This is a genomic window from Streptomyces sp. NRRL WC-3618 (assembly GCF_001280005.1).
Taxonomy (GTDB): domain Bacteria; phylum Actinomycetota; class Actinomycetes; order Streptomycetales; family Streptomycetaceae; genus Streptomyces.
The window spans coordinates 20,683-45,657 of record NZ_LGDW01000062.1; the positions used below are offsets into that span (position 1 = coordinate 20,683).

Annotated in this window: 21 protein-coding genes; 8 read left to right on the forward strand and 13 right to left on the reverse strand. The window is 69.9% G+C overall.

The features are described 5' to 3' along the window. Positions 1-18: 18 nt before the first annotated feature. The 3 genes from ADL01_RS08830 to ADL01_RS08840 all read right to left on the reverse strand — a co-directional run bounded on the left by ADL01_RS08830 (position 19) and on the right by ADL01_RS08840 (position 5,992). Positions 19-3,789 (reverse strand): ABC transporter ATP-binding protein, encoded by a 3,771-nt coding sequence (locus ADL01_RS08830; protein ID WP_420719696.1) that lies wholly within the window; start codon positions 3,787-3,789, stop codon positions 19-21. Between the two features lie 157 nt (positions 3,790-3,946). After that, on the reverse strand, positions 3,947-4,897 hold the full coding sequence (locus ADL01_RS08835; RefSeq protein WP_420719695.1) for an esterase-like activity of phytase family protein: 951 nt from the start codon (positions 4,895-4,897) through the stop codon (positions 3,947-3,949). Between the two features lie 234 nt (positions 4,898-5,131). After that, positions 5,132-5,992, reverse strand: coding sequence for a serine hydrolase (locus tag ADL01_RS08840; protein WP_053741356.1), 861 nt, complete (start codon positions 5,990-5,992; stop codon positions 5,132-5,134). Between the two features lie 385 nt (positions 5,993-6,377). Between ADL01_RS08840 and ADL01_RS08845 the strand changes: the two genes are divergently transcribed. Continuing rightward, entirely contained in the window at positions 6,378-7,187 is an 810-nt protein-coding gene (locus ADL01_RS08845; RefSeq protein ID WP_053741357.1) for an endonuclease I family protein, read from the forward strand. 87 nt (positions 7,188-7,274) lie between these two features. Here ADL01_RS08845 and ADL01_RS08850 read toward each other — a convergent pair whose 3' ends face one another. Both ADL01_RS08850 and ADL01_RS08855 read right to left on the reverse strand, forming a co-directional pair. Next, a complete protein-coding gene (locus tag ADL01_RS08850) occupies positions 7,275-7,490 on the reverse strand; it encodes a superinfection immunity protein (RefSeq protein ID WP_053741358.1) in 216 nt (71 codons plus the stop codon). 125 nt (positions 7,491-7,615) lie between these two features. Then, positions 7,616-8,260: a hypothetical protein gene (locus tag ADL01_RS08855; RefSeq protein WP_053741359.1), complete on the reverse strand. Its 645-nt coding sequence runs from the start codon at positions 8,258-8,260 to the stop codon at positions 7,616-7,618. Positions 8,261-8,837: 577 nt separating this feature from the next. Between ADL01_RS08855 and ADL01_RS08860 the strand changes: the two genes are divergently transcribed. Further along, on the forward strand, positions 8,838-9,785 hold the full coding sequence (locus tag ADL01_RS08860) for an aldo/keto reductase (RefSeq protein ID WP_053741360.1): 948 nt from the start codon (positions 8,838-8,840) through the stop codon (positions 9,783-9,785). 66 nt (positions 9,786-9,851) lie between these two features. After that, the gene (locus ADL01_RS08865) at positions 9,852-10,208 is read left to right on the forward strand and encodes a MerR family transcriptional regulator (RefSeq protein WP_053741361.1); all 357 of its coding nucleotides are present in this window, start codon (positions 9,852-9,854) and stop codon (positions 10,206-10,208) included. A gap of 115 nt (positions 10,209-10,323) precedes the next feature. Here ADL01_RS08865 and ADL01_RS41570 read toward each other — a convergent pair whose 3' ends face one another. The 3 genes from ADL01_RS41570 to speB all read right to left on the reverse strand — a co-directional run bounded on the left by ADL01_RS41570 (position 10,324) and on the right by speB (position 13,343). Next, a complete protein-coding gene (locus tag ADL01_RS41570) occupies positions 10,324-10,521 on the reverse strand; it encodes a DUF397 domain-containing protein (RefSeq protein ID WP_078960404.1) in 198 nt (65 codons plus the stop codon). Positions 10,522-10,662: 141 nt separating this feature from the next. Further along, a complete protein-coding gene (locus ADL01_RS08870) occupies positions 10,663-12,348 on the reverse strand; it encodes a thiamine pyrophosphate-binding protein (protein ID WP_053741362.1) in 1,686 nt (561 codons plus the stop codon). Continuing rightward, positions 12,345-13,343 (reverse strand): agmatinase, encoded by a 999-nt coding sequence (gene speB / locus ADL01_RS08875; RefSeq protein WP_053741363.1) that lies wholly within the window; start codon positions 13,341-13,343, stop codon positions 12,345-12,347. The genes ADL01_RS08870 and speB overlap by 4 nt, the downstream gene beginning before the upstream one ends. A 195-nt stretch (positions 13,344-13,538) precedes the next feature. On the opposite strand from speB, the gene ADL01_RS08880 reads away from it, so the two are divergent. Further along, positions 13,539-14,333 (forward strand): phosphatase, encoded by a 795-nt coding sequence (locus ADL01_RS08880; protein WP_053741364.1) that lies wholly within the window; start codon positions 13,539-13,541, stop codon positions 14,331-14,333. Positions 14,334-14,367: 34 nt separating this feature from the next. Here the strand turns inward: ADL01_RS08880 and tesB are convergent, their stop codons facing one another. The 3 genes from tesB to ADL01_RS08895 all read right to left on the reverse strand — a co-directional run bounded on the left by tesB (position 14,368) and on the right by ADL01_RS08895 (position 17,204). Next, positions 14,368-15,249: an acyl-CoA thioesterase II gene (gene tesB, locus ADL01_RS08885; protein WP_053741365.1), complete on the reverse strand. Its 882-nt coding sequence runs from the start codon at positions 15,247-15,249 to the stop codon at positions 14,368-14,370. Positions 15,250-15,308: 59 nt separating this feature from the next. Continuing rightward, complete coding sequence (locus tag ADL01_RS08890) at positions 15,309-16,466, reverse strand: acyl-CoA dehydrogenase family protein (RefSeq protein ID WP_053741411.1); 1,158 nt, start codon at positions 16,464-16,466, stop codon at positions 15,309-15,311. 138 nt (positions 16,467-16,604) lie between these two features. After that, the gene (locus tag ADL01_RS08895) at positions 16,605-17,204 is read right to left on the reverse strand and encodes a TetR/AcrR family transcriptional regulator (protein ID WP_053741366.1); all 600 of its coding nucleotides are present in this window, start codon (positions 17,202-17,204) and stop codon (positions 16,605-16,607) included. Positions 17,205-17,290: 86 nt separating this feature from the next. Between ADL01_RS08895 and ADL01_RS08900 the strand changes: the two genes are divergently transcribed. Genes ADL01_RS08900 through ADL01_RS08915 form a run of 4 tightly spaced genes read left to right on the forward strand, consistent with a single transcriptional unit; the run spans position 17,291 to position 23,036 of the window. Next, positions 17,291-18,907 (forward strand): carboxyl transferase domain-containing protein, encoded by a 1,617-nt coding sequence (locus tag ADL01_RS08900; protein WP_053741367.1) that lies wholly within the window; start codon positions 17,291-17,293, stop codon positions 18,905-18,907. A 6-nt stretch (positions 18,908-18,913) separates the two neighbouring features. Continuing rightward, positions 18,914-20,884, forward strand: coding sequence for an acetyl/propionyl/methylcrotonyl-CoA carboxylase subunit alpha (locus ADL01_RS08905; protein WP_053741368.1), 1,971 nt, complete (start codon positions 18,914-18,916; stop codon positions 20,882-20,884). Further along, the gene (locus ADL01_RS08910; RefSeq protein WP_053741369.1) at positions 20,881-21,858 is read left to right on the forward strand and encodes a hydroxymethylglutaryl-CoA lyase; all 978 of its coding nucleotides are present in this window, start codon (positions 20,881-20,883) and stop codon (positions 21,856-21,858) included. The genes ADL01_RS08905 and ADL01_RS08910 overlap by 4 nt, the downstream gene beginning before the upstream one ends. Positions 21,859-21,863: 5 nt before the next feature. Beyond that, entirely contained in the window at positions 21,864-23,036 is a 1,173-nt protein-coding gene (locus tag ADL01_RS08915) for an acyl-CoA dehydrogenase family protein (RefSeq protein ID WP_053741370.1), read from the forward strand. Here the strand turns inward: ADL01_RS08915 and ADL01_RS08920 are convergent. Then, positions 22,993-23,697 (reverse strand): biliverdin-producing heme oxygenase, encoded by a 705-nt coding sequence (locus ADL01_RS08920; RefSeq protein WP_053741371.1) that lies wholly within the window; start codon positions 23,695-23,697, stop codon positions 22,993-22,995. The genes ADL01_RS08915 and ADL01_RS08920 overlap by 44 nt on opposite strands. Next, entirely contained in the window at positions 23,694-24,911 is a 1,218-nt protein-coding gene (locus tag ADL01_RS08925) for a polyprenyl synthetase family protein (RefSeq protein WP_053741372.1), read from the reverse strand. The genes ADL01_RS08920 and ADL01_RS08925 overlap by 4 nt, the downstream gene beginning before the upstream one ends. Positions 24,912-24,975 lie beyond the last annotated feature (64 nt).

Sequence of the window (24,975 nt, forward strand, 5' to 3'; positions counted from 1 at the left end):
GCCGGATCCACCGGCCGTTCAGCGGGCCGAGGTGACCGGCTCCTCCGGCTCCGGTGCGCCGACGAAGGTCCGCCACAGTTCGGCGTACTGGCCGCCCAGGGCGAGCAGTTCGGCGTGGGTGCCGTCCTCCGCGACCCGGCCGTGGTCCATCAGGACGACCCGGTCGGCGCGGGCGGCGGTGGTGAGGCGGTGGGCGACCACGAGGGTGGTACGGCGGCCTGCGAGGCGGTCGGTCGCCTGGTTGACCTGGGCCTCGGTGGCCAGGTCCAGTGCCGCCGTCGCCTCGTCGAGGAGCAGGATGTCCGGGTCGACCAGCTCCGCGCGGGCCAGCGCGATCAGCTGACGCTGACCGGCCGAGAGGTTGCGTCCGCGCTCGGCGACCTCGTGGAGGTAGCCGCCCTCCAGCGTGGCGATCATGTCGTGCGCCCCGACCGCCCGTGCCGCCGCCTCCACCTGGGCGTCGGTGGCATCCGGCCGCCCGTACGCGATGGCGTCCCGCACGGTCCCCTGGAACAGATACGCCTCCTGCGGCACGACCCCGAGGCGATGCCGGTACGAGGTGATGTCGAGGGCCCGCAGATCGGTGCCGTCGACGGTGACCCGGCCGCCGGTCGGGTCGTAGAAGCGGGCGACCAGCTTCACGAGCGTCGACTTGCCGGCGCCCGTCTCCCCGACGAAGGCGACGGTCTGCCCGGCCGGAATCGTCAACTGGACGCTGCTCAGGGCCTCTTCGGCGTCATCGCCGGACCCGTACGCGAAGTCGACGCCCTCGAAGGCGATGTCACCACGCAGGGACAGCACCTCCAACGGCTCCTCGGCGGCCTCGGTCGAGGTCCGCTCCTGGAGGAGTTCCTGGATCCGGCCCAGCGACACCGTCGCCTGCTGGTACCCGTCGAAGACCTGCGAGAGCTGCTGCACGGGGGCGAAGAACAGGTCGATGTAGAGGAGGTAGGCGACCAGCGCACCGGTCGTCAGCGTCCCGTCGTCGATCCGCCCCGCCCCCACGATCAGCACGGCAGCGGCCGCGACCGAGGACAGCAGCTGTACGAACGGGAAGTACACGGAGATCAGCCACTGCCCCCGCACACGCGCCTGGCGGTAGCCGTCGCTGCCCTGCGCGAACCGCTCGGAGCCCGTCCGTTCGCCCCGGAAGGCCTGGACGATCCGCAGCCCGGACACCGACTCCTGGAGGTCGGCGTTGACCGCGGACACCCGCTCACGGGCGAGTTCGTAGGCCTTCACGCTCGCCCGGCGGAAGTAGATCGTGCCGAAGACCAGCACCGGGATGGTGACGAACACGACGAGCGCGAGCTGTACGTCGATCACCACGAGGGCGACCATGATGCCGAAGAAGGTGACGACGGAGACGAAGGCGGTGACCAGGCCGGTCTGCAGGAACGTCGACAGCGCATCAACATCGGTTGTCATGCGCGTCATGATCCGCCCGGTCAACTCCCGCTCGTAGTAGTCGAGTCCGAGGCGTTGCAGCTGGGCGAAGATCTTCAACCGGAGTGCGTACAGCACCCGTTCGCCGGTACGGCCGGTCATCCGCGTCTCGCCGATCTGCGCCGCCCACTGGACGACGACGGACACCAGGGCGAGCGCGGAGGCCGCCCACACGGCGCCCAGGGCGAGTTGGGAGACGCCCGAGTCGATGCCGCGCCGGATCAGGATCGGCAGGAGCAGTCCCATCCCGGCGTCCACGGCGACCAGGGCGAGGCTCACCGCCAGGGGTGCCCCGAAGCCGCGCAGCAGCCTCTTCAGCCCGTACGACTCCTCGGGCGTGACCGCGCGTGCCTCGTCGATGTCCGGGGTGTCGGCGGCCGGGGGCAACGCCTCGACCTGGGCGAGGAGTTCGGGCGTGGCCGGCATCCCGACGAAGGCGGTGTCCTTGCGCTCGCGGTCGCCGGTCCACAGCCTGGGGGTGACCCCGCGCTCGGCGTCGAACTCGGCGTCCAGCTCCTCCCGTACGGAGGTGTCCTCGGGCGGGAGGGTCGGCAGGGCGCGGCCGGGCGAGACGCCGCCCAGCTCGTCCGGGTCGGTCAGCAGCCGCCGGTACAGGGCGGAGCGGGCCTGGAGTTCGTCGTGGGTGCCGAGGTCGGCGAGGCGTCCGCCGTCGAGGACGGCGATGCGGTCGGCGAGGCCGAGGGTGGAGCGGCGGTGGGCGATGAGGAGGGTGGTCCGGCCCTCCATGACCTGCCCCAGCGCCTCGTGGATCTCGTGCTCGACGCGCGCGTCGACGGCGGAGGTGGCGTCGTCGAGGACGAGGAGCCGGGGGTCGGTGAGGATCGCGCGGGCGAGGGCGACGCGCTGGCGCTGGCCGCCGGAGAGGGTGAGGCCGTGCTCGCCGACCTTGGTGTCGTAGCCGTTCGGCAGCTCGGCGATGAAACGGTCCGCCTGGGCGGCGCGCGCGGCGGTGAGGATCTGTTCGTCGGTGGCGTCGGGGCGGCCGTACGCGATGTTGTTGCGGACGGTGTCGGAGAAGAGGAACGAGTCCTCGGGGACCAGGCCGATCGCGGCCCGCAGTGAGTCCTGGGTCAGCTCGCGGACGTCGTGCCCGCCGATGAGGACCGCGCCGCGCGTCACGTCGTAGAAGCGCGGCAGGAGGAGGGAGACGGTCGACTTGCCGGAGCCGGAGGAGCCGACGACTGCGAGGGTCTCGCCGGGCCGGATCTCGAAGCTGAGGCCGTCGAGGACGGGGTGCTCGGGGTCGTACCCGAACGACACGTCGTCGAACTCGACGGTGGCGGGGGCGTCGGCGGGCAGGTCCTTGTGGCCGTCGGTCATGGACGGCTCGGTGTCGATGAGCTCGAGGACACGCTCGGTTCCGGCGCGTGCCTGCTGTCCGACGGTCAGCACCATGGCGAGCATGCGCACGGGCCCGACGAGCTGGGCGAGATAGGTGGAGAAGGCGACGAACGTACCCAGCGTGATGTGCCCGCCCACGGCCAGCCAGCCGCCCACCGCGAGCATGGCGACCTGCCCGAGCACGGGCACCGCCTGGAGGGCCGGGGTGTAGACGGAGTTGAACCGGATGGTCCGCAGCCGCCCCGCGAACAGCCGCCGTCCGACCTCACGGAGCTTCCCGGTCTCCTGGTCCTCCTGCCCGAACCCCTTCACCACGCGTACGCCGGTCACGGCGCCGTCCACGACACCGGCGACGGCGGCGGCCTGGGCCTGCGCGTACCAGGTGGAGGGGTGGAGCTTCGTACGGCTGCGTTTGGCGACGAACCAGAGGGCGGGGGCGACGGCGAGGGCGACCAGGGTGAGCGGGATGGACAGCCAGGCCATGATCGCGAGGGAGATCAGGAAGAGCAGTACGTTCCCGAGGGTCATCGGGAGCATGTAGAAGAGGCTCTGGATCAGCTGGAGGTCGCTGGTGGCCCGGCCGACGATCTGGCCGGTCGACAGCTCGTCCTGGCGGCGCCCGTCGAGCCGGGTGATCGTCTCGAACATCTCCGTCCGCAGGTCGTGCTGGACGTCGAGGGCGAGCCGGCCGCCGTAGTAGCGGCGGATGTAGGTGAGGACGTAGACGAGGACGGCGGAGACGACGAGAGCGCCCGCCCAGGGGGCCATGGAGCGGGTCTTGCCGCCGATGACGTCGTCGATGATCACCTTGGTGATCAGCGGGACCAGCGCCATCAGGGCCATACCGCCGAGGGAGGCGCCGAGCGAGAGCACGACGTCCTTCGGATACCGCCAGGCGTATCCGACCAGCCGCCGCGCCCATCCCGGTACCGATACCGGGTCCGGTGCCGACACCGGCTTCGATGCCGACACCGGTTCCAGTGCCGTTATGGGTGCCGGTTCGTGTCCCGGCTTCCGCCCCCGCTGCTGTGCCACTCCGGCGCCTTCCGTAGATCCGCTATTCCGTACTCCGCCGGTAAGCACCAACACGGGCGGAAGCGGATTTCATCCCTCCGCGACAACTCCGGGGGCGGTGCGGCTACGGCGTGCGGACCTTCAGGAAAGAGAAACGGGTCGTCTGTACGGCGTTCTGGTTGTCGTCGCTGACCAGGAGGACGCGCAGGGCGCCATGGGTACAGCCGGTGATCACCATGCCCTCGATGTTGTCGAGGAGGGGGTTGGGCTGGGGCTGCTTGGCGGTCGCTCCGAGTGACGGACAGTTCACGAGGTCGGCGAGGAGAGTCTTGTGGACGAGGCGTACGCCCTCCTGGCCGGTCAGGTTCTCGACGCCGCTCGTGTCCGTGGCGTGGCGCGGGTCGGCGAGGTAGAGGCGGACGGTGTTGCCGACTCCGGCGGTGAATCCGCGCTCCAGGACGAGGAGGCGGCCGTCGGGCATCGCGGCGACCTCGGGGACACCCAGGCCGGTGTCGGTGCGATAGGCGTACTGGGCGCCCAGCGCGAAGTGGCTGCCCCTGCGCTCCCAGGTCTGCCAGCGGACGATGCCGGTGGCGTCGCCGGAGATCGCGTACTCCATGGCCGCGAGGAGCCTGCGGCCGCCGGGGAGGAGAGTGAGCCCCTCGAAGGTCTGGTTGGCGGTGGCGCGGCCGGCCGGGGTGACGCGGAGCGCGTCCGGCACCGGCAGACGGTCGAGGATGCGGCCGTCGCGGAAGTAGCGGCGTACGGAGGGTTCCGTCTCGGAGGAGACGAGCCGGGTGCCGTCCTTCTCGACGGCCAGGCCCTCGGAGTCGAGGGCGGCGCCCGTCTCGTCGGCGAGGGGGACGACGCTCGTCGGGGTCAGGGTCCGCCGGTCGAGGGTGAAGAGGGAGGAGCGGTCGGAGAGGGCGGCGAGGTCGCCGTTCCGGTCGACCGCGAGCGCGGAGAAGTTGCCGACGAACGCGCCGTCGTACGTCGTCTTGTCGAGGGCGTCGGAGAAGCGGTCGAGCGAGACGGCGGGCGAACAGGCGTTGCCTGTAAGGGCGTTGGCGTTCACCGGTCCGGCGGCGGTCAGGCAGGTGGCCGCCGCCAGAGTGGCGGTGACTGTCGCGAGCAGGGTTCGAGGGGATCGCGGACTTCGAGGGCTTCGAGAGCTTCGAGTGCTTCGCAGGCTTCGCGGGGTTCGCAGGCTTCGCGGGGTTCGCAGGCGCATGGCCGTCACCGTAGGTCGGGTCGGTGACGGCCGGGAGGCGCTGCGGTGAAGTGGAGCCGGTGTGTGGTCGGTCTGCGGTCAGCTCGCCGCGAGGTCCTTGTGGACGACCTTGGCGACGCCCTCGATCGTCGCGATGCCGTAGTTCCAGGTGCTGTTGCCGTGCGTGAGCACCGTGATCATGTAGTCGTGGCCACGGCCCTTGAACGTGCCGACGCTGTGCACCCGCCAGCCGTACGAGGCGCGCTGCAGCCAGCCGTTCTTGACGTGCACGGAGACACCCGAGGGAACGCCCTTCGGCGTGCCCCAGCGCTGGGAGGCGATGACCTCGCTCATCAACTTCTGGATGTACGCACGGGAGTTGTCGGTCAGGACCGAGTTGGTGAGGGTGGTGAGCATGAGGAGCTTCTGCTCGTCGCGGGCGGTGATCTGGGTGAGTCCCCAGTAGCCGTTCGCGCCGGGCTTGGTCTGGGTCATGGCGGCGGCGGCGAGGAAGCCCCTGATCTTCGCCAGGCCCAACTGGTTCCACAGCCTCGTGGTGGAGTCGTTGTCCGACTTGGTGATCATGGCCTGGGAGAGAGTCTTCTCCCGTGCGGTCAGGGCGCGATGCTGCTTCTGGGCGTCCCAGAGGAGGGTCGCCAGGACGGTCACCTTGACGACGCTGGCGGAGTCGTAGGCGGTCTGCTCCCGGTACACGCAGGTCGTCTTGGTCGAGCGGTCGTAGACACCGACGCTGATGGAGCCTCGGCGCCCGGCGAGGGCGGAGGTGATGTCCCGCTTCAGCTTGGTGGCGAGGGCCGGCTTTGCTGACGTACAACTGACGGCTGCCGGGGCCGCGTTGGCGGGCGCGGCGGCCCCCAGAAGCGCCAGCACGGTCGCGACGCAGACGCCGGCGCTGCCGAGTACGCGGGTACGCGCGGATCTGGCTATGTGGTGAGTCATGGTGGTTTCCCATCCCCGTGTATGACAACAGCGCGCCCCCGGCACGCTGGTCTTCGTCTGACCCACATGAAATAGGAATGGTTGTAAGGGCACTAGCACTTCTGTGTGAATTTCCCTGGCAGGGGCCCCGCTTCACCGAAGACTCACCGATCCATCACCTGAACGCTCCGGGCACCGGCCGAGCCCGACGGACGCCGACCGACACCCGAGCGACCCCCTGGCAACCCCTCCCCCTCCGGCTCTACGCGCGTCAAATCGAGTCGAAATCAACCGAGTTGCCGCATCACGTCACGCAACGGACACACGTAGTTCATTGCCTGAAACGCATGTCCATGTCACGCTCCCGATTGTCTCCCCCATCGACACGCGTAGAACGGACACCCCGATGCCCGCAACGCAGATACGCACCCGCCGTTGGAAGACGGTGGCACTCGCCACGTCGACCGTCCTGGCGGCGCTCGCCCTCCCCACGATGACCGCCACCCCGGCCGGCGCGACGACGACCGCGTACGACACGACGTACTACAAGAACGCGGTCGGCAAGACCGGCACGAGCCTCAAGTCCTCGCTGCACACCATCATCAGCAGCCAGACGAAGATCTCGTACTCCGCGGTCTGGAACGCGCTCAAGGTCACCGACCAGGACCCGAACAACAGCGGCAACGTGATCCTGCTGTACAGCGGCGTCTCGCGCAGCAAGTCGCTCAACGGCGGCGACGTCGGCGACTGGAACCGCGAGCACGTGTGGGCCAAGTCCCACGGCGACTTCGGCGAGGTGACCGGCCCCGGCACGGACCTGCACCACCTGCGCCCGGCGGACGTCACGGTCAACAGCATCCGCGGCAACCTGGACTTCGACAACGGCGGCAGCACGGTCGCGAACGGCGGCGGCAGCCTCAAGGACTCCGACTCCTTCGAGCCGCGCGACGCGGACAAGGGCGACGTGGCCCGCATGATCCTCTACATGGCCGTGCGCTACGAGGGCGACGACAGTTTCGCCGACCTGGAGCCCAACGAGCGGGTCAACAACGGCAGCGCGCCGAACATCGGCAAGCTGTCCGTACTCAAGCAGTGGAACGACGAGGACCCGCCGAGCGCCTTCGAGGAGAAGCGCAACCAGAAGATCTACGACACCTACCAGCACAACCGCAACCCGTTCATCGACCACCCGGAGTGGGTCGACGCGATCTGGTAGCCGGTCCGCGAGGGACGTACGCCTCCACCATGCACCACGCCCTGAACTCCCCTTGGTACAGGGGAAGTTCAGGGCGTCGATGCGCAGCTACGCGGACGTCTCCGCCGAGCCCCCGACCTTCTTCGGCGTACGGGTCGCCATGTAGAAGGCCACGCCCCACCCGATGATCGATCCGCCGAGGAACACGTTGATGACGAGGATCAGCCAACGATCCTTCGCGCCCCGTGCGAACGCCATGTACGACGGCAGCAGGTACAGCACGGCCAGGGCAATGATGACCACCAGGGCCAGCAGGCTTTTCACAGAGCGCTCCGCGGATTGATCTTCTTGATCTTCGGCATGTCGTCGCACTCTACGGGGCCGATCGCGGAGGAACGACAGCGCGGGCATGCCCGGCAACCAGGCATGCCCGCCGCTGCCACGCCTGTCTAGACCTTCTGCAGGTGCAGCTGCATCTGGCAGCCGCCGGAGCGTCCGTCGGTGTCGATGCCGATGGTCACCGGGCTGCCCGCGAACGCCGTGTGGTTCTGGTTCGAGGGCAGGGCGTTCCCGCACTGGCTGGCGTCGCCGTCCGCGAAGTAGCGCACTTCGAGGATGACGTCGGAGCGGCCCGAGACGGTGAAGGTGAGATTGCAGCCGCCCGACCTGCCGTCGGTGTCGACCCGGATCTGGGGCCCGAAGGTCCGGAACCGCTGGATCGGCATCTGAAACGTGCCCGGGTTCCCGCACTGTCCCGCGTCACCGTTGGAAGTGACCTGGAAGGTGTAGCTGATGGACACGCCTCGGAGCGTGTTGTCCGGGTCGAAGATGCCGAAGGACAGCTGACAGCCGCCCGAGCGGCTGTCGGTGTCGAACCGGATCGCCTTGGTGAAGTCCGGATCTTTGGCCCACTGCTGCCCTGCCAGCCCGCCGCACTGCCCGGCATCGCCGTCCGGGTTGAACCGGATGCCGATCTCCGCCGGGGCGGCGGTCACGGTCTTCTCCGCTGCCTGCGCCGTCGTACCGGACAGACCGGCGATCAGAGCACCGGCGGCAAGGACACCGGACAGCGCTCTCAGGCGTGAGTTCCTCATGCTGTTTCCCCTCCCAGGGCATCGTGGGCACACGTCGGCTACGCAAGTACTCCGAACACCTCGAGTACTTCGGACACTTCGGATGCTTCGGATACTTCCGATGCGAAGTGATGGCCGCGTGAACCTCGGCGGCGCATGGTCAGTTGCGCCGCGTTTCCTGCGTGTATTGCGGTCCAGAACGCGAGAAGAGCCCCCTGTTGTCGCGCGGACTCAGTATGGATTACCCGAGGTGGGAGCCGTACTGGCGGTAACGGGCCAATCTGCGGAGCGTGAGCACCGAACATCCCAAGCCGGTTGGCTGGTACGTGAGCACCGTGGCGTTTCGGCAGTTCAGAGCCCGCGGGTGACGCATCGTCACATTCTTTGCGCCGGGGCCATATTCGTCCGGCACAGTCAGTTCACCCTCAGGAAGCGGGGAGAGAGGCGGGGCGGGAAACGGCTTGAACTGACCTTGACGGGTTGGCTCCGGTACGGCTGGTTGCGCTCGGCGTGGGAGAGCCGAAGGGCCCGGGCCAGGGCGCCGACGACCTGGGCCGCACTTGACCTGGAGCGCGCTCCAGATCCGAGGATGAGGGGCATGGACAACAACACCACCACCGAACCCCACATCATCCTCGGCACAATGGACTTCGGCACCCGCGTCGCCCCGGACGACGCTTTCACGATCCTCGATTCCTTCGTCGCCGGAGGCGGTGTCTGGCTCGACACCGCGAACTGCTACTCCTTCTGGGTCGATCCGAGCGGCGTCGGCGGCGCCAGCGAGCGCGTCATCGGCGCATGGCTGCGCGCCCGCCCCGGCGCACGCGACAGGGTACGGATCGCGACGAAGGTCCGACAGAATCCGCTCGTCCCGCACTCCTGGCCACAGAGCGCCGAGGGGCTGTCCGCCCGCGCCGTACGAACGGGGTTCGAGGAGAGCCTGGCGCGTCTCGGAGTCGATCACGTCGATCTCCTCTGGGCCCACGCCGAGGACCGCACCGTGCCGCTGGAGGAGACCGTCGGTGCTTTCGGGGAACTGGTCGCGAAGGGAGCGGCTCTGCGGGTCGGGGCGGCGAACCACGCTGCCTGGCGCGTCGAGCGGGCCCGGTCACTCGCCCGGGAGCAGGGCGTAGAGCCGTGGACGGCCCTGCAACTGCGCCACTCACTCGTCCAGCCGCGCCCGCGAACCCCCCTCGCGGAAGACGGCCATCGCCTGCTCGCCGACGAGGACCTGGACTTCGCGCGGTCCGAGCGGCTCACCGTGTGGTCGTACAGCTCGCTGATGTGGGGTTCCTACGTACGCACGGACAAGCCGCTTCCGCAGACTTACGATCACCCTGGTACCACCCGGGTGCTCGCGGTCCTGGACGACGCGGCCGGCGAACTGTCGGCCACGAGGAACCAGGTCGTCCTGGCATGGCTGACGCGGCAGGGGATCGACCCCATCGTCGGCGTGAGCCGGGTGGAGCAGATCGAGGAGGCACTCGCCGCGCGCCGCGTACGGCTCGGCGACGAGCACATGGCGCGCTTCGCCGAAGCACGGTAAACGCGGTAGCGGCAAGCGGCAAGCGGCAGCAGTAGTGACAGCAGCAGCGGTCAGAAAGGGACCCCCGTGACCACCACTCCCCTCCTCACACCGGCAGCAGCCGCCGACCGCACCGGCGTCTCCCTCGACACGCTGCGCTACTACGAGCGCGAAGGGCTGATCGGCCCGATCCAGCGCTCCCTCGGTGGACGCAGGGAGTACACCGAGGACGACGTCTTCTGGATCGGTCTGATCACCTGCTTCCGCGAGGCCGGCCTCGGCATCGCGGACCTGCGGAGCTTCGTCGCCATCCTGCGCGCCGACCACTCCGCACAGGACCGGGTCACCTTCCTCCGCGAGCGCCGCGCCGCCCTGGAACAGCGCGCCGCGGCACTGGCCCGGGCCATGGAGGTCCTCGACGACAAGATCGCCTACTACAGCTGAGCGCGGAGGGCCCCGAACCCAACTCGTACGGGGAGCAGCCATGAGGGGCATCCTTCTGGGTCTTCGATGTCTCCATCAAACCCGGGACGGTTCAAACCCCGCGCTTCAACCAGGGCTATGAGCCCCTGGGCACGACCCGTTCCACCCCAGCGAGAAACGACAGCCATGCCACGGCATCGACCCCGACGACAGCGCCGCGCGGGTTCTTCGAGTCACGGACCTCGAAACCGGCTGTCCCTCGACGGACTTCTATGCATTCGCCGTTCTGGCCGCTGTAGCTGCTCTTGAACCAAGTGGTCCGCTGCGACGACATCTGCTGCTCTTCCTTACGAGTCGGTCAGCCCCTCGGCGATCCCCACGATCCGGGACTCGGATTCCATCGCGCTGAGGGCTGCGGCACAGAGGTGGTCGTGGGGCGCCAATCGCCCCACATCGCACGAATAGTGCCCGTCCCTCACCCCAAATGCGTAGCCGCGAACATCCGCAGCACCGCCGGAAGCACCACCACCGACGGACCCGGTTCCCCCAGCGCTTTCGCGAGGTCCGTCTCCAGGGTTTCCGGGGTCGTACGTACCGCCGGTACGCCGAAGGATTCCGCCAGGGCCACGTAGTCCGGGCGGGTCAGTTCCGTGGCCGTCGGTGTTCCGTACGCGTCCGTCATGTACTCGCGCAGGATGCCGTAGCCGCCGTCGTCCACGATCAGCCACGTCACGTTCAGGTCGTACTGCCGGGCCGTCGCCAGTTCCGCGATGCCGTACAGGGCGCCGCCGTCGCCCGACACCGCGAGGACCGGGTACGTCGGGTCGGCGACCGCCGCTCCCAGGGCCGCCGGGAAGGCGTAGCCGAGGCCGCCCGAGCCCTGGGCCGAGTGCATGGTGTTCGTGCCTCGGGGGTCGAAGGCGGCCCAGGCCCAGTAGGACAGGATCGTCATGTCCCAGAAGGACGGGGAACGGGGTGGCAGGGCTGCCCTGATCGACGTCAACAGGCCCTGCTCCAGGGTGAGTTGCTGGGTGGCGAGGCGTGCGGCCACCCGGTCCAGTACCTCGCGTACCCGCGCCGGCGCCGACGCGTCCTTCCTCGCCGGCACCGTCTCCAGCAGTGCCTGCAGCGCCAGTCGGGCGTCCGCGTGGATGCCCAGGGCCGGGTGGTTGGACTCCAACTTGCCGAGGTCCGCCTCGACTTGGACGACCCGGCCGCGCGGCCTGAACGTGTGGTAGTTGGAGGAGAGTTCGCCCAGGCCCGAGCCGACGACCAGTAGGACGTCCGCGTCCTCCAGGAAGTCGGTCATGTGCCGGTCCTCCAGCCACGACTGGAGGGAGAGGGAGTGCGTCCACGGGAACGCGCCCTTACCGCCGTACGTCGTCACCACCGGCGCCTGGAGCCGTTCCGCCAGCGCCCTCAACTTGCCCGAGGCGTCCGCCCGTACGACTCCGCCGCCAGCGATGATCGCCGGGCGCTCGGCGTTCGACAGCAAGTGGGCTGCCAGTGCCGTCAGTTCGGGGCGTGGGGGAAGTTCTTCGGGGAAGGCGTCGCCGGCCGTCACCACCGGGATCAGTGTCTCGGCGGTCAGGACGTCCTGCGGGATCTCCACCCACACCGGGCCGTGCGGAACCGTGAGCGCCGACTTCCAGGCCTCGGCGATCGCCGAGGGGATCTGGGACTGCGTACGGGCCGTGTGGACGGATTTGACGACACCCCTGAACGACGCCTGCTGGTCCGGGAGTTCGTGGAGGTAGCCGTGCCGGCCGCCGCCCAGCCCGGCCGTCGGGACCTGGCTGCTGATCGCGAGCACCGGGGCCGACGCCGCCGCCGCTTCCTGGAGCGCCGCGAGCGAGGTGAGCGCGCCCGGGCCCGTCGACAGGAGCAGCGGCGCCGCCTCTCCCGTGATCCTGCCGTACGCGTCCGCCGCGAACCCCGCGTTGTTCTCCACCCGTAGGCCGATGTACCGCAGGTCCGAGCGGCGCAGCGCGTCGAAGACGCCCAGGGCGTGCTGGCCGGGCAGGCCGAAGACGGTGGTCGCGCCGAGCGCCGCCAGCGTCTCCACGACCAGGTCCCCGCCACACCGGCCTGCGGGCGGGTTCAGCGCGGCCTCCGTCTGGGCGGCGGTCGGCTTCAGCACCAGGTCGTGGTCGTGGGTCACTTCGCAGCCTTCTCCTGAGCCCTCGCCTCGGCGATCTGACGAGACATGATCGTCGTCAGTTCGTACGCCGTGTGCGACGCCGCGACCGACGTGATCTCGGCGTGATCGTACGCGGGCGCCACTTCCACGACGTCCGCCGAGACCAGGTTGCAGGACGCCAGGCCCCGCAGGATCTCCAGCAGCTCCCGCGAGGTCATACCGCCGGCCTCCGGCGTGCCCGTGCCGGGTGCGAACGCCGGGTCGAGGCAGTCGATGTCGATGGAGATGTAGAGGGGACGGTCCCCGATGCGTTGGCGGAGCTGGTCGGCGACCTCGTCGACCCCGCGCCGCATCACGTCCGCCGACGTCACGATGCCGAAGCCCATTTTCGCGTCGTCGTCCAGGTCCTGCTTGCCGTACAGCGGGCCGCGCGTGCCGACGTGCGAGAGGGCGGAGGTGTCGAGGATGCCTTCCTCCACCGCCCGCCTGAACGGCGTCCCGTGCGTGTACTCGGCGCCGAAGTAGGTGTCCCAGGTGTCGAGGTGTGCGTCGAAGTGGAGCAGGGCCACCGGGCCGTGCTTCTTCGCCACCGAGCGCAGCAGGGGCAGCGCGATGGTGTGGTCGCCGCCCAGCGTCATCATGCGGGCGCCGGCGCCGAGCAGTTCGTCGGCCGCCGCCTCGATCGTCTCGACGGCCTTGTTGATGTTGAACGGGTTGACGACGATGTCGCCGCCGTCCGCCACCTGTGCCAGCGCGAAGGGTGACGCGTCCTGCGCCGGGTTGTACGGGCGCAGCAGCCGGGACGCCTCGCGGATCGCGTTGCCGCCGAAGCGGGCGCCGGGCCGGTAGGAGACCCCCGAGTCGAACGGCACGCTGACCACGGCGACGTCGGCCCGTCCGCCGACCTCGTCGAGGCGTGGCAGCCGCGCGAAGGTCGCGGGCCCGGCGTATCTCGGGACGCGCGACGAGTCGACGGGGCCGCGGGGCGTGTCATACGTCTCGTCACTGCTGGTCATACCGTTGTGCCTGCTTTCCTGTACCTCGATGGTGTGCCCGGCGAGCCGCTCTCGCGCCAGAGTAGAGCGGCTGGGGCGCCGCGCGCTCCTCGGAGCCCGTCACCGACTTGAAGCAGTGCCGAAGTGGCGTGACCTGCGTCGCAGCGGCGGGACACCAGGGGGGCTGGGGGTGTTGTCTGCCTCACAATGGGAGGCATGCCCATACCCGCGATTCCCAGCCGCGCCGAGCTTGTCGATCACCTCGTGAGAACCCGCATCGCGGGTGACGTCGCCACGCCCCGCGAGAACAACCTCTCCCACTACCGCAAGCTGGCGAACGGCGAACGGCACTACTGGCTCGGGCTGGAGCTGGGCGGCCGCTGGACCGACGAGCAGGACGTGCTCGCGGTGATGGCGGAGCGGGTCGGCGTCAACGACGATCCCGAACACCGGTACGGGCAGGACACCATCGACCCCGAGCTGACGGTCGCCGCGCTGGAGCGGCTCGCGGCCCGGCTGCGCAAGGCGGCCGACGGACAGCAGCGGGTGCTGTTCGCGACCGGCCACCCGGGCGGCCTGCTCGACGTGCACCGCGCCACGGCTGAGGCGCTGCGGGCCGCCGGGTGCGAGATCGTCGTCATCCCGGACGGTCTGACGACGGACGAGGGGTACGTGTTCCAGTTCGCGGACGTGGCGGTGCTGGAGCACGGGGCCTCGCTGTGGCACACGCACTCCGGCGAGCCGATGCGCGCGATCCTCACGGGGCTCGAACGGCAGGGCCGCCCGCTGCCGGACCTGGTCGTCGCCGACCACGGCTGGGCGGGGTACGCGGCGCAGCACGGCATCGACTCGGTCGGTTACGCCGACTGCAACGACCCGGCGCTGTTCCTGGCCGAGGCGGAAGGCACCCTCCAGGTGGCCGTTCCGCTCGACGACCATGTGACGAGCCCGCGCTTCTACGACCCGCTGACGGCGTTCCTGCTGAACGCGGCCGAGCTGCTCGGCGAGTAGAACGCGGGAAGTAGAACTCGGGGAGAACTCCTGTTCAGGGGGTGCGGGGGATCCTGATGACGCCCTCCTGGATGACCGTGATGGCCAGCTGTCCGTCCTGCGTGTAGATGCGGCCCTGGCCGAGGCCACGGCCGCCGGACGCGGACGGTGACTCCTGGTCGTACAGCAGCCATTCGTCGGCGCGGAACGGGCGGTGGAACCACATCGCGTGGTCCAGCGAGGCGCCGACCACGTCCCCGACCGCCCAGCCGCCCCGTCCGTGCGCGAGCAGGATCGAGTCGAGCAGCGTGTAGTCGGAGACGTACGTGGCGAGGCAGACGTGCAGCAGCGGTTCGTCGACGGCGCCGCCGAGCTTGCCGTTCGTACGGAACCAGACCTGGGAGCGCGGTTCGCGGTGCTCGCCGAACCTGCCGTACGGCGGGTCGTCGACGTAGCGGATGTCGACGGCCTCGCGGGACTGGAGGAACTTCTCGACGATCGCCGGGTCCAGATGCGCGTACCGGGGGAGCTGTTCCTCGGCCGTGGGGAGCGTCGCCGGGTCGGGGGCGGCGGGCATCGGCGCCTGGTGGTCGAGGCCTTCCTCGTGCTCCTGGAAGGACGCGGAGAGGTGGAAGATCGGCTGCCCGTGCTGGACGGCGACGACGCGGCGCGTGGTGAAGGAGCGGCCGTCGCGGATGCGGTCGACGGTGTAGACGATCGGCGCGCCGGGGTCGCCGGGGCGCAGGAAGTACGAGTGGAGCGAGTGGGCGGGACGGTCCGCGGGGACCGTGCGCCCGACGGCGACGAGTGCCTGGGCCGCGACCTGCCCGCCGAAGACGCGCGGGACGATGGCGGGCCGGGATCGGCCGCGGAAGATGTTCTCCTCGATCTGCTCGAGGTCGAGCAGATCGAGGAGGGACTGCAGTGCCTGACTCATGCGGTCATTTCTACTGAACAGTAATGTCGTAAGCCTTACAGGCCCATGTCGTTAAGCGCCTACAGGCCCATGTCCTTCGCGATGATCGACTTCATGATCTCGCTGGTGCCGCCGTAGATCCGGTTGACGCGGTTGTCGGCGTACAGGCGGGCGATCGGGTACTCGTTCATGAAGCCGTAGCCGCCGTGGAGCTGGAGGCAGCGGTCGATGACGCGGTGCGCGACCTCGGTGCAGAACAGCTTGGCGCTGGCGGCCTCGGCCGGGGTCAGCTCGCCCGCGTCCAGCGCCTCGGTGGCGCGGTCGACGACGGCCTCGGCGGCGTCCACCTCGGCCTTGCAGGCGGCCAGCTCGAACTTGGTGTTCTGGAAGCTGGCGACCGGCTGGCCGAAGACGACGCGGTCCTGGACGTACTGCTGGGTGAACCGGATGGCGGCCTTGGCCTGCGCGTAGGAGCCGTAGGCGATGCCCCAGCGCTCGGAGGCGAGGTTGTGGCCGAGGTAGTAAAAGCCCTTGTTCTCCTCGCCGAGGAGGTTCTCGACGGGAACCTTGACGTCGACGAACGCCAGCTCGGCGGTGTCGGAGGTCTTCAGGCCGAGCTTGTCCAGCTTGCGGCCGATCGAGTAGCCCTCGGACTTGGTGTCCACCACGAGGAGGGATATGCCGTGGCGGCGGTCATCGGCCCTGGGCGCGTCGGTACGGGCGCAGACGATCATCTGGTCGGCGTGGACACCGCCGGTGATGAAGGTCTTGGAGCCGTTGAGGACGTAGTGCGTGCCGTCCTCGCTCAGCTTCGCGGTGGTCTTCATGCCCGCGAGGTCGGAGCCGGTGCCCGGCTCGGTCATCGCGATCGCCCACATCTCCTCACCGGAGACGAACTTGGGCAGGTAGCGCTTCTTCTGCTCGTCGTTGGCGAGCAGTTTGACGTACGGCAGACCGAGCAGCACGTGGACGCCGGAGCCGCCGAAGGACACGCCCGCGCGCGCGGTCTCCTCGTACAGGATGGCCTCGAACTTGTACGAGTCGATGCCCGCGCCGCCGTACTCCTCGTCGACACGGATGCCGAAGACGCCCAGCTCGGCGAGCTTGTAGTAGAACTCGCGCGGCGCCTGGCCGGCGGCGAACCACTCGTCGTGGACGGGAACGACCTCGGCCTCGATGAAGGCGCGAAGGGTCTCCCGGAACGCCTCGTGATCCTCGTTGAACACCGTACGGCGCACGACCCGCACCTCTCTCTTCCGGTCTCTGCCAGCTGTCTTCGCTGTCTTCCAGGCGGCTAAGCGCTTGCTCAGATCAACCGTACCGGCGAGTACGAAGCCCCGTCCAGAGCGCGAGGAGTCGGCGGACCGTAACGCTCATCACTCCCCCGCCGGCCCCGCCGCCGCGAACGCCCCTCTGGCCATCCGGTGCAGCAGCGCCGCCGTGACGCCCCGGCCCGGCAGCCCGCCCGGACGGCCGAGGTGCGGGGTCGAGTTCAGCAGCCCGAACACCGAGTGCACCGCCGAGCGGGCCGTCGGTTCCGTCAGCTCCGGGTACACCTCGCACACCACCTCCACCCACAGCTCGACGTACTGGCGCTGGAGCTGGCGCACCAGTTTGCGGTCACTGTCGCGCAGGCGGTCCAGTTCGCGGTCGTGGAGGGTGATCAGGGGGCGGTCGTCGAGGGCGAAGTCGATGTGGCCCTCGATGAGGGAGTCGAGGAGCGCCTCGGAGTCACCGCCGGCCTCCGACACCCGTCTTTTGCCGCCGGTGAGGAGCTGGCCGCTGATGCCCACCAGCAGTTCGGCGAGCATCGCGTCCTTGCCGGGGAAGTGGCGGTAGAGGCCGGGGCCGCTGATGCCCACCGCCGCCCCTATCTCGTCCACGCCCACGCCGTGGAAACCGCGCTCGGCGAAGAGCCGCGCGGCCTCCTTGAGGATCTGTTCGCGGCGGGTCGGGGCGTCGGTTCTGGTGGCCATGCGAATGATTCTAGACAGGGAGGTTAGCGGTCGTTAACCTGAAGACGTAACGTTAACGCTCATTAACTGGGTGAGGGGACCGCAGGATGCAGGAGGCACCGGAGCTGCACAGCGCGGCGGACCCCGCGTCGGAGGCCTGGCGGGCCAACGAGGCGGCTCACCGCGCGCTGGTCGGGGAGCTGCGGGACAAGCTGGCCGCGGCCCGGCTGGGCGGCGGCGAGCGGGCCCGGGAGAGGCACACCGCGCGCGGGAAGCTGCTTCCCCGGGAGCGGGTCGACCGGCTCCTGGACCCCGGCTCGCCCTTCCTCGAGATCGCTCCCCTGGCCGCCGACGGGATGTACGAGGGGCAGGCGCCCGCCGCCGGTGTGATCGCCGGGATCGGGCGGGTCAGCGGGCGCGAGTGCGTGATCGTCGCCAATGACGCCACCGTCAAGGGCGGCACGTACTACCCGATGACCGTCAAGAAGCATCTGCGCGCGCAGGAGATCGCCCTCGACAACCGGCTTCCCTGTGTGTACCTCGTCGACTCCGGGGGTGCCTTCCTGCCCATGCAGGACGAGGTCTTCCCCGACCGTGAACACTTCGGGCGGATCTTCTTCAACCAGGCGCGGATGTCCGGCGCCGGGATTCCGCAGATCGCCGCCGTGCTGGGGTCCTGTACGGCCGGTGGTGCCTACGTTCCCGCCATGAGCGACGAGGCCGTCATCGTCCGCAACCAGGGGACCATCTTCCTGGGCGGACCCCCGCTCGTGAAGGCCGCGACCGGCGAGGTCGTCACCGCCGAGGAACTGGGCGGAGGGGACGTCCACGCGCGCGTGTCGGGCGTCACCGACCACCTCGCCGAGGACGACGCGCACGCCCTGCGCATCGTCCGCAACATCGCCGCGACCCTCCCCGCGCGCGGGCCGCTGCCCTGGGACGTCCAGCCCTCCGTCGAGCCCAAGGTCGACCCCTACGGGCTCTACGGCGCGGTGCCCGTCGACTCCCGCACCCCTTATGACGTACGGGAGATCATCGCGCGCGTGGTCGACGGTTCGCATTTCTCGGAGTTCAAGGCCGAGTTCGGGCAGACCCTCGTCACCGGCTTCGCCCGCATCCACGGCCACCCGGTCGGGATCATCGGCAACAACGGCATCCTGTTCTCCGAGTCCGCCCAGAAGGGCGCCCATTTCATCGAACTGTGCGACCAGCGCGGCATCCCCCTGCTGTTCCTCCAGAACATCTCGGGCTTCATGGTGGGCCGGGACTACGAGGCGGGTGGCATCGCCAAGCACGGCGCCAAGATGGTCACGGCCGTGGCCTGCACGCGCGTGCCCAAGCTGACGGTCGTGGTCGGCGGGTCGTACGGCGCGGGCAACTACTCGATGTGCGGCCGGGCGTATTCGCCGCGCTTCCTGTGGATGTGGCCCGGCGCCAAGATCTCGGTCATGGGCGGCGAACAGGCCGCGTCCGTCCTCGCGACCGTCAAACGGGACCAGTTGGAGGCCCGTGGGGAGTCCTGGCCGGCGGCGGACGAGGACGCCTTCAAGGACCCGATCCGCGCGCAGTACGAGCGTCAGGGCAACGCCTACTACGCGACGGCCCGGCTCTGGGACGACGGGGTCATCGACCCGCTGGAGACCCGTCAGGTACTGGGTCTCGCGCTCACCGCCTGCGCCAACGCGCCACTGGGCGACCCCCAGTTCGGCGTCTTCCGGATGTGAGGACCCATGTTCGACACAGTGCTTGTCGCCAACCGCGGTGAGATCGCCGTCCGTGTCATCCGTACGCTGCGGACGCTGGGCGTGCGCTCCGTCGCGGTCTTCTCCGACGCGGACGCCGACACGCGGCACGTACGGGAGGCCGACACCGCCGTCCGGCTGGGACCGGCGCCGGCCGCCGAGAGCTATCTGTCCGTCGAGCGGCTCCTGGAGGCGGCCGGCCGCACCGGCGCCCAGGCCGTGCACCCGGGGTACGGCTTCCTCGCGGAGAACGCGGCCTTCGCGCGCGCGTGCGTCGACGCCGGGCTCGTCTTCGTCGGGCCGCCCGCCGACGCGATCTCCCTGATGGGCGACAAGATCCGCGCCAAGGAGACCGTGAAGGCGGCCGGGGTGCCCGTCGTACCCGGCGGACGTGACCCCGAACTCGCCGAAGCCGCACGAGAGTTGGGTGCGCCGGTGCTGCTGAAGCCCAGTGCGGGTGGCGGCGGCAAGGGCATGCGTCTGGTCCGGGATCTCGCCACCCTGGAGGAGGAGATCGCCGCCGCGCGTCGCGAGGCCCGCGCCTCCTTCGGTGACGACACGCTCCTGGTCGAACGGTGGGTGGAGCGGCCCCGGCACATCGAGATCCAGGTCCTGGCCGACGCCCACGGCAACGTCGTGCACCTGGGCGAGCGCGAGTGTTCGCTCCAGCGGCGCCACCAGAAGCTCATCGAGGAGGCGCCCAGTGTGCTCCTCGACGAGTCGACGCGGGCCGCGATGGGCGAGGCGGCAGTCCAGGCGGCGCGCTCGTGCGGGTACGAGGGTGCGGGCACGGTCGAGTTCATCGTCCCGGGCGGGGACCCGTCGTCGTACCACTTCATGGAGATGAACACCCGCCTCCAGGTCGAGCATCCGGTGACGGAGCTGGTCACCGGCCTCGACCTGGTGGAATGGCAGCTGCGGGTCGCGGCGGGCGAGGCCCTGTCCTTCGGGCAGGAGGAGGTCCGCCTGACCGGGCACGCCGTGGAGGCCCGTATCTGCGCGGAGACCGTGTCCGTGCGGGCGGGTGCGCGCGGCTTCCTGCCGTCCGGCGGCACGGTGCTCGCCCTCCACGAACCCTCCGGTGACGGCGTACGCACCGACTCGGGGCTGAGCGAGGGCACGGAGGTCGGGTCGCTGTACGACCCGATGCTGTCCAAGGTGATCGCCTACGGCCCCGACCGCGCGACGGCGCTGCGCAAACTCCGCGCCGCCCTCGCCGAGACGGTCACCCTGGGCGTACCGACCAACGCGGGGTTCCTGCGCCGGCTCCTGGCCCATCCGGCGGTCGTGGCAGGCGAGTTGGACACGGGGCTGGTGGAACGCGACGTCGACGCCCTCGTATCGGACGGGGTGCCGGAGGAGGTCTACGAGGCGGCGGCGGCCGTACGGCTGGAGGCGCTGCGGCCGAAGGCGACGGTCGGCGGCTGGACGGATCCCTTCTCCGTGCCCAGCGGCTGGCGACTGGGCGGCACACCGAAGCCGCCGGCCTTCTGGCTGCGGGTGCAGGACCCGGTGGAGTACGTCCCCCGGGGCACCCACACGGTCACGGAAACCCACGTCTCGGTGGTCCTGGACGGCGTCCGCCACACCTTCCACCGCGCCGCCGACTGGCTGGGCCGCGAGGGCGACGCCTGGCAGGTCCGCGACCACGACCCGGTGGCGGCCTCCCTGACCGGCGCCGCCCGCTCCGGCGCCGACCCCCTCACCGCACCCATGCCCGGCACGGTGACGGTGGTGAAGGTGGCCGTCGGGGACGAAGTGGCCGCCGGTCAGAGCCTGTTGGTGGTCGAGGCGATGAAGATGGAGCACGTCGTCGCCGCCCCGCACGCGGGCATCGTCGCCGAACTGGACGTCACCCCGGGGACAACGGTCGCCATGGACCAGGTACTCGCCGTGATCATCCCTGCGGAGCTCTTGGCAGAGCCCCTGGCCACGTCCTTGGCAGAGGAGGAGAAATGACGCTCCCCATGGTCGTACCGGCTCCGGGTCTGCCCGCGCGGGTCAGGATCCACGAGGTCGGCGCGCGGGACGGGCTGCAGAACGAGAAGGTGACCGTCCCGACGGAGGTGAAGGCGGAGTTCATCCGCCGACTGGCCGCCGCCGGCCTGACGACGATCGAGGCGACCAGCTTCGTCCACCCCAAGTGGGTGCCCCAACTCGCCGACGCGGAGCAGTTGTTCCCGCTCGTCAGCGATCTGAGCGAGCTGAGCGATATGAAGGTGGCGCTCCCGGTCCTGGTGCCGAACGAACGCGGCCTGGACCGGGCCCTTGCGCTCGGCGCACGCCAGGTCGCCGTCTTCGCCAGCGCGACGGAGTCCTTCGCGAAGGCCAACCTCAACCGGACGGTCGACGAGTCGCTGGCCATGTTCGAGCCGGTGGTGTCCCGGGCCAAGGCGGCGGGCGCCTCGGTGCGCGGCTATCTCTCCATGTGCTTCGGCGACCCGTGGGAGGGCCCGGTCCCGGTCACCCAGGTCGTCCGGGTGTGCCGGGCGCTGCTCGACATGGGCTGTGACGAACTGAGCCTGGGCGACACGATCGGCGTCGCGACGGCGGGTCATGTGCGGCGCCTGCTGGCCGAGTTGAACGAGGCCTCCGTACCGACGTCGTCCCTGGCCGTGCACTTCCACGACACCTACGGCCAGGCGCTGGCCAACACCTACGCAGCGCTGGAGCACGGCGTCACGACGGTCGACGCCTCGGCGGGCGGCCTCGGCGGCTGCCCGTTCGCGAAGTCCGCGACCGGCAACCTGGCGACCGAGGACCTGGTGTGGATGCTCCAGGGCCTCGGCATCGAGACCGGCGTCGACCTCACGAGCCTGGTCGCCACGAGCACATGGATGGCCGACCGGTTGGGCCGGCCGAGCCCGTCCCGCACCGTACGAGCTCTTTCCCACCAGGATTCCGAGGAATCCACGGAATCCCAGGAGCAGTGAGGACCATGGACCACAAGCTCTCCCCCGAACTGGAAGAACTCCGCCGTACGGTCGAGCAGTTCGCGCACGATGTCGTGGCCCCGAAGATCGGCGACTTCTACGAGCGGCACGAGTTCCCGTACGAGATCGTCCGCGAGATGGGCCGGATGGGCCTGTTCGGGCTGCCGTTCCCCGAGGAGTACGGCGGGATGGGCGGCGACTATCTGGCGCTGGGCATCGCGCTGGAGGAACTGGCGCGGGTCGACTCGTCGGTGGCGATCACCCTGGAGGCCGGGGTCTCGCTGGGCGCGATGCCCATCCACCTCTTCGGCACCGAGGAGCAGAAGCGCGAGTGGCTCCCCCGTCTCTGCTCCGGTGAGATCCTGGGCGCGTTCGGGCTGACGGAACCGGACGGCGGCTCGGACGCGGGTGCGACGCGGACGACGGCACGCCTTGACCCCGACACCGGTGAATGGGTGATCAACGGGACGAAGTGCTTCATCACCAACTCGGGCACGGACATCACGGGCTTGGTGACGGTGACGGCGGTGACGGGCCGCAAGGCGGACGGCAGGCCGCTCATCTCCGCGATCCTCGTCCCCTCCGGAACGCCGGGCTTCACGGTGGGGGCACCGTACTCGAAGGTCGGCTGGAACGCCTCGGACACGCGCGAGCTGTCCTTCGCGGACGTGCGGGTCCCGGCGGCGAACCTGGTCGGCGAGGAGGGGCGCGGCTACGCCCAGTTCCTGCGCATCCTCGACGAGGGGCGCGTCGCGATCGCGGCGCTGGCGACCGGACTCGCCCAGGGGTGCGTGGACGAGTCGGTGAAGTACGCCAAGGAACGGCAGGCGTTCGGGCGGCCGATCGGCGCGAACCAGGCGATCCAGTTCAAGATCGCCGACATGGAGATGAAGGCCCACACGTCCCGCCTGGCCTGGCGGGACGCGGCCTCCCGTCTGGTGACGGGCGAGCCCTTCAAGAAGGAAGCGGCCCTCGCCAAGCTGTACTCGTCGACGGTCGCGGTGGACAACGCCCGCGACGCGACCCAGATCCACGGCGGCTACGGCTTCATGAACGAGTACCCGGTGGCCCGGATGTGGCGCGACTCGAAGATCCTGGAGATCGGGGAGGGCACCAGCGAGGTCCAACGGATGCTCATCGCGAGGGAGTTGGGGTTGGGGATGGAGATGGCGGGCTGAGGTCCACGGACAGGGCCCCGGTGATCGCGGCGGCGTGCCGGAAGGCGCTGTGGGCCGCCGCGACGACCTGGTCCTGGGTGCCCGGGTCGGTGAGGGCCCGGTTCATACGGTCGGTGAGGCGGGCCCAGCGGTCGCGGTCGCCGCTCGTGTAGTAGGCGACGCCGTCCGCGCCGGGCAGGCGGTAGGCGGCGGTGACGTACGGGTGGAGGACGAGGGCGCCGAGCGTCGACCCCTCCATGACGTAGAGGAAGCCGAGGAGGGCGGGGAGATCGGACGCGTCGGCCCGCCGCCGTATCTCCGCCGCGAACGCCTCCGCTTCCTCGGCCGCCCAGGGACCGGGCGACGTGCCGAGGTTCGCGAAGTAGGCCAGGTCCCGCTCGATGAAGGGGAGTTTGCGGAGGTCCGGGGACCACACCGGGTCGGCGGGAGAGCCCGTGACGCGGGTCGGCTCGCCTTCGAGGGGACCTTCGAGCCTCCCTTCGAAGGCCCCTTCGAGGGTCTCCAACACCAGTCGATAGGCGGCGAGTTGGCAGACGTACCGCTCGATGGGAAGCGTCCCGGCGATCATCGCGCCGGCGAACGGGGTGGCCTCCAGCGCGTCGTGCCAGGCACGGGTGCTCGTACGCAGTCGCTCGACCACTGCGGCCGGGGCGGCCGTCATGCGCCGTTCCGCTGCTGGAGGGTCTCGTGGAGACGGTCGATGAGGTGGCCCTTGCGTTCGATGGTGAGGTCGAAGTAGGCCGCGCTGCGGTCGGACCGGCACACGCCGTACACGCTCTTCTTGGCCTCGCGCTTCAGCCGTACCGCTTCGGCGGCGAGCGAGAGGAGCGTCGGCTCCAGTTTCGGATGCCCGAGGACGTACGCCTTGAGCTGTTCCCCGGCCAGACCCGAGCAGTCCGGGTCGAGCAGTTCGAGGAAGACCCGGTTGCTGAGCCCGTCGTAGTCCTCGTGGATCCGGCCGCCGCCGAACTCGGGTACGAAGTCGGTCAGGTCGTTGAACAGTTGGCTCGCCAGGCCGAGTTGGCGCATGGCGGCGTCCAGGGTGTACTGCTCCTCGTCGACGACGCGCAGGCCCGCGAGCGCCGAGTCGAGCGGCATCCGGAAGAGGGTGCCGGTCTTGAGGGCGGCCAGCGACTCCCAGTAGGCCGCGCGCTCCTCGACGGGCGCGGCGATCAGCTCGGCGCGGGTCTGCTCCGTACGGGTGGACAGGTCGACGGCCTGACCGGTGAAGCCGCTTTCGACCGCCCGCAGCAGACTGTCCACGACCTCGGGATCGGCGGCGTGCCGCAGGACGGCCGCGATCAGCCAGGAACCGGTGTTGAGGGCGAGCGGCACGCCGTGGGTCACGTGGAGCGCGGGTTCGCCGTAGCGGATCGCGCTGCCGTCCTGGATGTCGTCGATCGCGACGAACGCCTTCAGCATGACCCGTACGGCCACGGCGGCCCGCCGGACGACGGCCAGGTCGGCCGCGGAATCCCCGGCCCCGGTCTCGATTCCGCTCGCGTTCCCCGTCTCGTTCCCGGTCTCGTCCCCGATTTCGTCGGGGAAGCCCCGGTAGTTTCGGTAGGCCCAGTAGACCATCGACGGTCGCAGCGGGGCCCGGTCGCCGCCGGGCGCCCCGGCGCTCGGCGGCAACGCCTCCTGGCCCACCTTGGAACCGACGGCATCGGCGACGGGCTCGTACAGGGAGCGCCGCAGGGCGGACTCGTACAGGGAGTGCGAGTCCCCCGAGGACACCGCTGCGGGAGCGGTCAGTGAACCGAGAAACTCGGCCAGATCGTCCTCCAACAGCGCCGCGTCGCTCCGCACCACCGCCGCCACCGCTTCCCGCGCTCCCGCTGCTGCCGCGTCAGCGACTCTCTCCGTGGCACCCATACCCGCCTCGGCCTCCTCTTCCAGCTCCCGCCCCCGACCCCCGTCGACAGGCAGAAGCGTGATC

Excerpts from the sequence above, each read along its gene's own strand:
- ADL01_RS08840 (WP_053741356.1), bottom strand. The coding sequence starts at position 5,992 with ATGACTCACCACATAGCCAGATCCGCGCGTACCCGCGTACTCGGCAGC.
- ADL01_RS08845 (WP_053741357.1), top strand. The coding sequence starts at position 6,378 with ATGCCCGCAACGCAGATACGCACCCGCCGTTGGAAGACGGTGGCACTC.
- ADL01_RS08855 (WP_053741359.1), bottom strand. The coding sequence starts at position 8,260 with ATGAGGAACTCACGCCTGAGAGCGCTGTCCGGTGTCCTTGCCGCCGGT.
- ADL01_RS08860 (WP_053741360.1), top strand. The coding sequence starts at position 8,838 with ATGGACAACAACACCACCACCGAACCCCACATCATCCTCGGCACAATG.
- ADL01_RS41570 (WP_078960404.1), bottom strand. The coding sequence starts at position 10,521 with ATGTCGTCGCAGCGGACCACTTGGTTCAAGAGCAGCTACAGCGGCCAG.
- speB (WP_053741363.1), bottom strand. The coding sequence starts at position 13,343 with ATGACCAGCAGTGACGAGACGTATGACACGCCCCGCGGCCCCGTCGAC.
- ADL01_RS08880 (WP_053741364.1), top strand. The coding sequence starts at position 13,539 with ATGCCCATACCCGCGATTCCCAGCCGCGCCGAGCTTGTCGATCACCTC.
- tesB (WP_053741365.1), bottom strand. The coding sequence starts at position 15,249 with ATGAGTCAGGCACTGCAGTCCCTCCTCGATCTGCTCGACCTCGAGCAG.
- ADL01_RS08895 (WP_053741366.1), bottom strand. The coding sequence starts at position 17,204 with ATGGCCACCAGAACCGACGCCCCGACCCGCCGCGAACAGATCCTCAAG.
- ADL01_RS08900 (WP_053741367.1), top strand. The coding sequence starts at position 17,291 with ATGCAGGAGGCACCGGAGCTGCACAGCGCGGCGGACCCCGCGTCGGAG.
- ADL01_RS08905 (WP_053741368.1), top strand. The coding sequence starts at position 18,914 with ATGTTCGACACAGTGCTTGTCGCCAACCGCGGTGAGATCGCCGTCCGT.
- ADL01_RS08910 (WP_053741369.1), top strand. The coding sequence starts at position 20,881 with ATGACGCTCCCCATGGTCGTACCGGCTCCGGGTCTGCCCGCGCGGGTC.
- ADL01_RS08915 (WP_053741370.1), top strand. The coding sequence starts at position 21,864 with ATGGACCACAAGCTCTCCCCCGAACTGGAAGAACTCCGCCGTACGGTC.
- ADL01_RS08920 (WP_053741371.1), bottom strand. The coding sequence starts at position 23,697 with ATGACGGCCGCCCCGGCCGCAGTGGTCGAGCGACTGCGTACGAGCACC.
- ADL01_RS08925 (WP_053741372.1), bottom strand. The coding sequence starts at position 24,911 with ATGGGTGCCACGGAGAGAGTCGCTGACGCGGCAGCAGCGGGAGCGCGG.